Below are 9,139 nucleotides of genomic sequence, written 5' to 3'. Positions count from 1 at the left end.
GACCGGTCTGATCGACTCGGTTATGAACCCAATCGCGGACGCCGCGCCGCGGCGTTACATTCCCGCAGAGGCTACCGCCAGCCACGTCACCGCCGGGTACGGAGTCACTCCTTTCCGTCGAGCAGGGCCGCGAGCAGCGGTCCCAGCTCGGCGAGCGGTTCGGGGGTGGTCATCGCCCGGTGCGTCGAAACGATCGGATGCACCTCGATCACGCCGGACACGTGCGGCTCCCACGCAGGGGCACCGCCGTGGCCCTGGCCGTTCGGGTCCGGAATCATGGCGCGGAAGTAATCGACCCGACCCTCGAACACGCCGGGCTCGGCGGCCGTCGCGATCTCCACCGTGCGCAGCGCGCCGCGGTAGATGCCGCCGATGCGCTCCGCGGTGAGCACCGCCGAGTCCCAGGTGAGCGCCTCGCCCAGCGTCGCGAGCGCCGTCTCGTCGAGTTCGGCGAGGTCCTGTCCGACGGGCAGGGTGATGCCGAGCGCCTCGAAACCCTCCCTGATCTCGGCGTGGAAGTCGGCGATGTCCACGTAGCGGCGCACGATCTCCGCCGCGGTGACCGGACGGTAGTCGGGCTCGGTCAGCTCGGGCGACTGGAGTCCGTAGATCGGCTGGTCGGCGGGCAGGAACCGGGCCAGGCCCGCGTAAGTCCACGGCATGCCCGACATCGGCGGCAGGCAGAGCACCGGCGGGCGGGCGCCGCCCGCCCGGATCGGCAGCAGCACGCGCAGCGCGCTCTCGGCGTTCGCGTCGTGGTCGTGCCCGGCCTCGAGCGCCGCGGCGACCTGCGCCGCGATCCCGGCGACGGTGGGATCGGTGAAGAAGGACGCCACCGTCAGCTCGGCGCCGGTGCGCACCTACAGCCGCTCGACCACCTGGGTGGCCAGCAGCGAGGTGCCGCCGAGGGAGAACAAGTCGTCGTCCAAGCCGATCCGCTCCGCGCCGAGCACCTCCCCGAACACCGCGGCGACCGCCTCCTCCAGCGGCGTCGACGGCGCGCGGAAGACGGCCTGCTGGAACACCGGCTCCGGCAGCGCGCGCCGGTCCAGCTTGCCGACGGGCGTCAACGGCACTTGATCGAGCACCACGACGGCCGCGGGCACCATGTACCCCGGCAAGCTGCGAGCCGCGTATTCGGTGAGCGCCGCCGGGTCGATCCGGCGACCGGGCGCGGCGAGCACATAGGACACCAGGGCGGTTGTCCCGGCGGGCGTTTCCCTGCCGAGGGTGATGACGAACTCGACGTCCTCGTGGCGGCCGAGCACCGCCCGAGCTCGATGCGCAGCCCGCGGATCTTCACCTGGAAGTCCGAACGCCCGGCGAAATCCAGCTGCCAGTCCACCGTGCCGACCGCTGCATCGCCCGCCCGCTGCCCGGGCTCGGCGAACCAGCGCACCACATCGCCCGTGCGATACATGCGATCGCCGGGCTCACCCCACGGATTCGGCACGAACCGTTCCGCCGTATGTCGTAGACGGGCGAGGACGGGTCGAAGCGGTTGAGGAACCACATGCGCTGCTGGGCGAGCGAGAGCGGAATACGCTCCGGGCGTGGACCGGCCACGAGCGCGGGCCGCCCTCCCCCGCCCGTGTGCCGCTCGACGCGGGCGGCCAGCGCCGCCACCGTGGACGCCTCGAACAGCAGCCGCACCGGCACCGCGGTGTCCAATGCCGCGCCGAGCCGGGCCGAGACCTGGGTGGCCAGCAGCGAATTGCCGCCGAGTGCGAAGAAATCGTCGTCGAGGCCGAGCTGCCGGTCGCCTGCCGCGCCGCCGCCGAGCACGTCGGCGAACACGCCCGCCACGACCTGCTCCACCGGGGTGCTCGGCGCGCGGAACACGGCCTGTTCGAACACCGGCTCGGGCAGCGCCCTGGTCGAGCTTGCTGTTGGCGTTCAGCGGCATCTCGTCCAGCACCACCAACGCGACGGGCACCATGTACGCGGGCAGCAGCGCTGCCGCGCCTTCGCGGACCGCCGCCACGTCCACCGTCCGCCCTTCGGCGGGCACGACATAGCCGACGAGGCGATCGCCGGTGTGCGGGTCCGAGCGCAGCACCACGACGGCCTGAGCCACCGAATCGTCGGCGCGCAAGGCGGATTCGATCTCCGGCAGCTCGATGCGCAGGCCGCGCAGCTTCACCTGGAAGTCGGTGCGGCCCAGGTAGATCAGCGCGCCGTCCGGCCCGCGGCGCACCAGATCGCCGGTGCGGTACATGCGCGCGCCCGGCCCGCCGAGCGGGTCGGCGACGAAGCGATCAGCGGTCAGATCGGGTCGGCCGAGGTAGCCGCGCGCGATCTGGTCGCCCGCCAGGTACAGCTCGCCCGCGACGCCTGCCGGCACCGGGTGCAGCCGCGCGTCCAGCACGTAGGCGCGTGCGTTCCACACCGGCGCGCCGATCGGCACCGCGCCGGTGACGTCGTCGGCGACCACGGCGAGGGTGGCGTGCACGGTGAACTCGGTGGGCCCGTACAGGTTGTGCAGCGCGGCGTCGGTGGCCCGCCGCACGGCGGTCACGACCTCGAGGGTGAAGCTCGAACAGCACCGTGTCGGCGGGACCGATGCGGTATTCGGCGGTGAGCCAACGGATCTGGTTCACCACTGCGGCGTGCGACACCGCGACGCCCTTCGGTCGTCCGGTGGAACCGGAGGTGAAGATGACGTACGCCGGGTGCGCGCCACGCAGCGGAGCGCGACGCTCGGCGTCGGTCAGCGGCGTGGCCGGGTAACCCGACAGATCCTCGGTCTCGACGGTGATCGTCGGCAGCCCGGTGTCGAAATCGTCGCGCGCGGTGGTCAGCACGCACACCGGTTTCGCGGTGTCGAGCACGTGTCCGAGGCGTTCGGCGGGCTGGTCGAGATCGAGCGGCAGGTAGCCGCCGCCCGCCTCCAGCACGGCGTACATCGCGACGACCAGATCGACCGAGCGACGCATGCCGAGGGCGACCAGCATCTCGGGACCGACGCCCGCGTCGACCAGCCTGCGCGCCAAACGGTAGACGCGAGTGGCGAATTCGGCGTAGGTCCACTCGCGCTGGCCCGTCGCGGCTCGATCGATGATCGCGGTGGTGAACGGTGTCAGGCGCGCCTGCGCTCCGAACAAGTCGACAAGCGTGGCGACCGGTCGTGTCTCGGGCACGAGTTGGTCGACCGGTGCCGGTTCGGGTTCGGGTTCGGTGGAGCGAGCGACGCGAGTTGCCGCCGCGCCCGTCTCGCGCTCGACTCGGTCGGCCTGCGCCGGTTCGAGTTCAGCGGACCGGGCGACGCGAGTTGCTGCCACACCGGTTTCGGATCCGGCGGTGACCGCCGAGAGCAACTGTGCGCGTTCGGCTTCGGCGTCGAGTTGTAGCGCACCGCAACCGAATCGGCCGCCGACTCCACCGCCGCGGTGAGTAGCGGTCCGAACAGCGGGCTGCTCGCCCTCCGGCGACGGCTGCCACGGACCGAGCGACGGGCTCCATCCATCGAGTACTTTCACCTCTCGCATCGCGAGGGCCGTCCGACCACGCCGTCGAACCGTCCCCAACCCTACAGTTGGGCCCTTGAACCGCGGCCCCGTGCCGCAGACCAATTTACGCAGACCGATCGGCCCGCCTTCGCGAGCGTGGACGCCGCGCCGATGCTGATAGCCGCCCGCAACCATCGGTCCCGGGGTGGACGTGGTGCGAAACCACGAGTCCCGCTGAACAATTAGTGTTTCAGCTCACAGCCATCCGCGGCGGGTGGCCTGCACGCCCGCCTGGAATCGGGTGCTCGCGCCGAGTCGCTCCAGCAGGCGCGCGGTGCGGCGCACCACCGTCCGCCGGGACATGCCGAGTCTGCGGGCAATCGTGTCGTCGGTGGCGCCGAGGCCCATGAGGGTGAGGATCGCCTTGTCGCGGTCGTCGAGTTCGTCGGCGGAAGGGTTCACCGAGATCGGCGCGGCCAGCGACCACAGCACGTCGAAGGTGCGCACCAGCAGCCGCAGCGCGGGAGATGCGGTGAAGCGCAAGCCCATCGGGTCGGGGCGGCGTTCGTCGGCGTGCAGCACCAGGTTGGCGCGCTCGTCGTCGACGATGATCAGCTTGAACGGCGGTTCGGGCAGCGTCCGCGCCTGCGCCCCGCTGGCATTGGTGGACAGCGCGTGCCGTAGTCGCTCCGCGTCCTGGTAGATCGTGTCCTGGTAGAGGGTCTGGTAGCGGATGCCCTCGCCGATCCTGGCCCGCTTCAACAGGTATTGCTGGTTCTCGCGCTCGATGTCGCTGAGATAGGGGCCGCGTTCGATGATCTTGACCGAGTGGCGCGCCGAGTTCTGCATCTCCTCGAAATCGGCCAGCATCTCCAAGCGTTCGAAGACCGGAACCATCGAACCGTTGCCGCGCGGCGACCGTCGCACCGAGCGGAACGTCTCGCTGAGCCGCGCGGCGGCGGCGTGCATCTGGTTGATCTCGTGCTGGCGGCGCCGAGCCTCGGCCTCCGACAACGATTCCGGGGCGTGCGCGTCCCAGATCGGTCCACCCTCGGAATCCTCGAGCCGGACGGCGGCCTGCATCGCGCACAGGATCTCCAGCGTGGCGGCGGCCTCTTCCGGCGACACGTCGAGATAGCGCGCGATATCGGCCAGGCCGGATCGGGGATGGTGCACCAGCACGGCGTAGGTGCGCCCGTGCGGTGATCCTGGCTCGAAGATATCGCCCAGCTCGGTCACGGCCCGAGCCTAACCGGCGCAATCGGAGGGGTGTCCGTCGAAAGTCCGCGCATAGCCGGAGCGAAGGCGGAGGTACGCCTGACTGGCGCCGTCGGACAGATGTCCGGGAATAGTCCGCACATGGCCGAAGTGCAGGCCGTGGTACGCTTTACGGTCGCAGTCGGACGCATGTCCGCCGAGAGCGTGCGCATGGCTGGAGCGAATGCCAAGGTACGCCCAACCGGCACTGCCGGAAGGCAATCCGTCGCGTGAAGGGGAAACTTCAAGCCGGGCAACGGGATCAGTGCGCGGACGGGCCCCAGTGCATCGGGACGCCCTTGGCCGCGAGATACGGCATCGGGTCGATCTTGGCGCCGTTCTGGTCCCAGATCTCCAGGTGCAGGTGCGGGCCGGTGGACTGGCCGCGGTTGCCGACGGAGGCGATCACGTCGCCCGCGCGAACCCGCTGGCCCTCGCTCACGAACATGTCGTTGACATGGCCGTAGACGGCGGTGGTGCCGTCGTCCTGCAGCACCCGCACCCACAGGCCGAAGCCGGACGCGGGGCCCGCCTCGATCACGGTGCCGTTGCTGACGGAGTGGATCGGCGCGCCGAGCTGATCGGCGAAGTCGATGCCGTAGTGGAACTCGCCCCAGCGGCTGCCGTATCCGGAGCTGATCGCGCCTGCGACCGGGCGCACCGCGGGTGCGGGGGCAACCTGCTGGTGCACGCCCTTGAGGATGTCCTCGACCTGGGCCAGCGGGCCCGCGATCTCGGGCGGCAGGTTGTTGAAGCCGAAGGGGGCGGCGCCCGGCGCGGCCACGGGGGCGGCCTGCGGCGCGGGGGCGGCCTCGGCGACCGGCGCCGCGACCTGCTTGGCCGCCGCGACGTTCTGGATGTCGGCGGTGCCCCGGAAGGTGATCTCGTCCGCGTTGTGGTCGGCGTCGCGCGAGGGCGCCAGCGGCGAGGCGTTGGCGATGGCCGGAGCGATCTGGGCGACGCCGCCGATCAGGGCGCCTGCGGCGACAGCCGCGCCCGCGGCCGCCCGGACCCGCTCGGCCTGGGACGACTCGGCGCGGTGCCGCGTCGGCCGACCCGCCACGCCATCGCCCATGAGGCTCTCGACAGTAATGGAACTGGGGCCTACCCGGTGCTGCGACAAAGCTTCGTCCTAGCGTCCGACTACATTGGTGAACGAAGGCCGCTGCGTCGCGAGCGTTGCTACCGGTCCGGCCGAATCCCGCGATGTCCGAGGGTTCGAATTTCCCGGTGGCCGAACTTTGTAACGTTTCGGCATCCGTTGTGACGGGAACTCTACCCCGTCGTGACCATTTCGCAACCTTCGATTGTGAAATCGCAGGTGAGAGCTGGATAACTGGTCTCGATGGGCGAGACTTGGGCCGTGATCATCGATGAATTGCGCGTCCCGATCGTGCTCGCTCCCATGGCGGGCGGCCCCTCCACTCCAGAGCTGACCGCCGCGGTCGCCGAGGCGGGCGGACTGGGCGTCCTGGCCGCCGGTTACCTGAGCGCTGCCGACACCGCCGGCCGAATCGCCGCGACCCGCGCACTCACCGACGCGCCGCTCGGCGTGAACCTCTTCGCTCCGGGACCGCCGACCCCGCCCGCCGACTACACGGACTACCTCACCGAGCTCGGCGCCGGACATCAGCTCGGCGCGGCCGAGCACGACACCGACGACTGGGACGCCAAGCTCGATCTGCTCGTCGAGACGCCGGTCGCGGTCGTCACCACCACCTTCGGCTGTCCCACCGCCGCCGAGGTGAACCGGCTGCACGCGGTGGGCACCGAAGTCTGGGTGACCGTCACCTCGGTCGCGGAGGCCGAGATCGCGGTGGCCGCGGGCGCCGACATGCTGATCGCCCAGGGCGCCGAAGCGGGCGGCCATCGCGCCACCTTCGTCGATCGCGTCGCCGACGACGCGGTCGATCCGCTCGGCCTGCTCGCCCTGCTGCAACTGCTCACCGCCGCGGTCGACCGGCCGATCGTCGCCGCGGGTGGGATCGCCACCGGCGCGGGCATCGCCGCCGCGCTCGCGGCGGGCGCGTCCGCCGCGCAGTTGGGCACCGCGTTCCTGCGCTGCCCGGAGGCAGGCACCAACCCGGTGCACCGCGCGGCCGTGCCGAGCGAAGCGCCCACCATGCTCACCCGCGCCTTCACCGGACGCCGCGCCCGCGGCCTGCGCAACGAGTTCATGGCCGAGCACAGCGCGACAGCGCCTGCCGCGTACCCGGAAATCCACTACGCGACAGCGCCATTGCGGGCCGCCGCGCGAGCCGCGGGCAACCCGGAGGAAGTGAACCTGTGGGCTGGCCAAACCCAGGCGCTGACGCCCGAGCTACCGGCTCGCGAACTGGTCGCCGAGCTGGCCGCCGCGACGAAAACCGCTCTGGAGTCGGCACTTTCGCGACGAATCCAGGATTGTTGACAACCACTTTCGATTAGACTTCGGGGGCATCGCACGCCATCCACCCCATCTCACGGAGGAGAGCGCCATGTCCCTCGACGTACCTGCCGCCCTGTTGGAACGCGCCGAACGCGGCGAGATCGACGACGCCGATTTCGTCGAATGCGTCCGGAACTCGCTGCCCTACGCCTGGGAAGTCGTGAGCCGGGTGGTCGGTGAATTGAATTCGGGCACCGCCGAATTCGCCGACAACGTGGTGCCGCCGCCGGACGAGGTGGCCCGCGGCCAGCTGCTGCGCGCACTCGCCTCGGACGCGATCCGCGGCGGCTTGGAGCGGCACTTCGGCGTGAAGCTCGCCTTCCAGAACTGCCACCGGGTGGCGGCCTTCCCGGTGGCAGCGGTCGGCGGAGAGACCTACACCACCTTCATCGGCACCAGGGCTCAGCTGCTCAACCAGAGCCCGGAGCTGCGCAACTGCTGATCACGGCCGACGACTCGCCTCCGTCCGGTCGGTGCAGGGGCCGACCGGACGGGGGCGAGTCGTGTGTCAGTCGGCGGCGCGGGCCACGTCGTAATCGGACGGGTCGAAAGTCCTTGTCTTCCAGCGGTAGAGGACCGTGGCGCCGGGCCAGTTGTTGGTGATGCGGCCCGCCGCGTTGCGGTACCAGCTGGAGCAGAAGTTCCACGGAGTGTCCTTCAGCCTGCGCTGTAGCCAGTCGTCCCAGTCCTGTTCGACCTTCGCGCGGGCGGCGAGGTAGCGGCCGGGGCGCTCGGTCAGGTACTCCACCACCTGCCGGATGTAGCGGGCCTGGGATTCGAGCATGTAGATGATCGATCCCGAGCCGACATTGGTGTTGGGGCCGTACATCATGAACAGATTCGGGAAGTGCGGAACCGAGAGGCCGAGGTAGGCGCGAGCTCCCGCGTCGCCCCACACATCGGCGAGCTTGCGGCCGCCGACACCGTAGATGTTCATCGGGGCGAGGAATTCGGTGCCCTTGAAACCCGTGCCGTAGACGATCACGTCGACCGGATGCTCGACGCCGTCGACGGTGCGGATGCCGGTCGGCGTGACGGCCTCGATCGCCATCGTCTCCACGGTGACGTTCGGCTGGGCGAGCGCGGGAAAGTACTCGTTGGAGAACAGGCCGCGCTTGCACCCAGCGGCGTAGTCGGGGGTCAGCTTCGCGCGCAATTCCGGGTCGGGCACCTGCTTTTCGCGATGCCGGTCGGCCAGCGCGATCACCGGAGTCTTGATGGCCGGGATGTCGGTCAGCGCGAGCGCGAGCGCCTCGAAGAACGACCAGATCGCGAACCGCTCGGCCCACCGGCTCGGCGGAAAGTGCTTGAACAGCGCGTGATGCAGCGCGCTGTACTCCACGTCGGGCTTGGGCAGCACCCAGGCCGCCGAACGCTGGAACAGCGTGAGGTGCGCGACCTTCGGCTGGATGCGCGGAATGTACTGGATCGCACTGGCTCCGGTGCCGATACAGGCCACCCGCTTGCCGGTCAGGTCGATCTCGTGATTCCACTCGGCGGAGTGGAAGGCGGCTCCGGTGAAGGTGTCGATGCCGGGCAGGTTCGGCAGCGCGGGCCGGGACAGCTGGCCGACCGCGGGGATCAGAATGTCCGCGCTCAACTCCGTTCCATCGGCGATGTCGATCCGCCAGCGCCCGGTGCGCTCGTCGAATTCGGCGTCGGTGACCTCGGTGCCGAAGCGGATGTAGCGGACCAGGTCGTGCTTGTCGGCGACTCCGCGCATGTAGTCGTGGATGTCGCGCTGCTCGGAAAAGCGCCGCGGCCAATCGGATTTGGGCTCGTAGGACCACGAGTACAGCGGTGAGGGCACATCGCACGCGGCGCCGGGATAGGTGTTCTCCCGCCAGACCCCACCGAGATCGGCGGCCCGCTCCAGGATGGTGAAGTTCGCCAGCCCGGCGCGCCGCAGCTCGAGCGCCATGCCGAGCCCCGCGAATCCGGCTCCGATGATGATGATGGACGGCGTTGACATGCTTCGAGACTAAGGTCGGCGGCGACCACCACC

7 protein-coding genes and 1 pseudogene are annotated in these 9,139 nt (G+C 70.2%); 2 read left to right on the top strand and 6 right to left on the bottom strand.

Annotation, left to right across the window (positions count from 1 at the left end):
* Positions 1 to 104 precede the first annotated feature (104 nt).
* The 5 genes and pseudogenes from AC3ERS_RS04955 to AC3ERS_RS04935 all read right to left on the bottom strand — a co-directional run bounded on the left by AC3ERS_RS04955 (position 105) and on the right by AC3ERS_RS04935 (position 5,781).
* Positions 105 to 860, bottom strand: a complete 756-nt coding sequence (locus tag AC3ERS_RS04955) for a hypothetical protein (protein WP_431963940.1) — start codon at positions 858 to 860, stop codon at positions 105 to 107.
* Positions 861 to 1,268, bottom strand: a complete 408-nt coding sequence (locus AC3ERS_RS04950; protein ID WP_431963938.1) for an AMP-binding enzyme — start codon at positions 1,266 to 1,268, stop codon at positions 861 to 863.
* Positions 1,269 to 1,467: 199 nt separating this feature from the next.
* Positions 1,468 to 3,116: pseudogene (locus AC3ERS_RS04945) on the bottom strand (AMP-binding protein); the annotation flags it as partial.
* A 588-nt stretch (positions 3,117 to 3,704) separates the two neighbouring features.
* Positions 3,705 to 4,688 (bottom strand): DNA-binding response regulator, encoded by a 984-nt coding sequence (locus AC3ERS_RS04940; protein ID WP_431963936.1) that lies wholly within the window; start codon positions 4,686 to 4,688, stop codon positions 3,705 to 3,707.
* Positions 4,689 to 4,968: 280 nt separating this feature from the next.
* The gene (locus tag AC3ERS_RS04935; RefSeq protein WP_431963933.1) at positions 4,969 to 5,781 is read right to left on the bottom strand and encodes a M23 family metallopeptidase; all 813 of its coding nucleotides are present in this window, start codon (positions 5,779 to 5,781) and stop codon (positions 4,969 to 4,971) included.
* Between the two features lie 288 nt (positions 5,782 to 6,069).
* Here AC3ERS_RS04935 and AC3ERS_RS04930 point away from each other — a divergent pair, with 288 nt between their 5' ends.
* On the top strand, positions 6,070 to 7,116 hold the full coding sequence (locus tag AC3ERS_RS04930) for a nitronate monooxygenase (RefSeq protein WP_431963931.1): 1,047 nt from the start codon (positions 6,070 to 6,072) through the stop codon (positions 7,114 to 7,116).
* Positions 7,117 to 7,183: 67 nt separating this feature from the next.
* The gene (locus AC3ERS_RS04925) at positions 7,184 to 7,576 is read left to right on the top strand and encodes an SCO5389 family protein (protein WP_431963929.1); all 393 of its coding nucleotides are present in this window, start codon (positions 7,184 to 7,186) and stop codon (positions 7,574 to 7,576) included.
* Positions 7,577 to 7,642: 66 nt separating this feature from the next.
* On the opposite strand, the gene AC3ERS_RS04920 is transcribed toward AC3ERS_RS04925, so the two are convergent.
* Entirely contained in the window at positions 7,643 to 9,106 is a 1,464-nt protein-coding gene (locus tag AC3ERS_RS04920) for a flavin-containing monooxygenase (RefSeq protein WP_431963927.1), read from the bottom strand.
* Positions 9,107 to 9,139 lie beyond the last annotated feature (33 nt).

Source organism: Nocardia sp. bgisy134 (genome assembly GCF_057708325.1).
Note: the sequence above shows the minus strand (reverse complement) of the source record. Positions and strands in the feature narration are given on the sequence as shown.

Bases quoted from the DNA above. Each gene is read 5' to 3' on its own strand.
- AC3ERS_RS04935 (WP_431963933.1), bottom strand. From the start codon at position 5,781: ATGGGCGATGGCGTGGCGGGTCGGCCGACGCGGCACCGCGCCGAGTCG.
- AC3ERS_RS04925 (WP_431963929.1), top strand. From the start codon at position 7,184: ATGTCCCTCGACGTACCTGCCGCCCTGTTGGAACGCGCCGAACGCGGC.
- AC3ERS_RS04920 (WP_431963927.1), bottom strand. From the start codon at position 9,106: ATGTCAACGCCGTCCATCATCATCATCGGAGCCGGATTCGCGGGGCTC.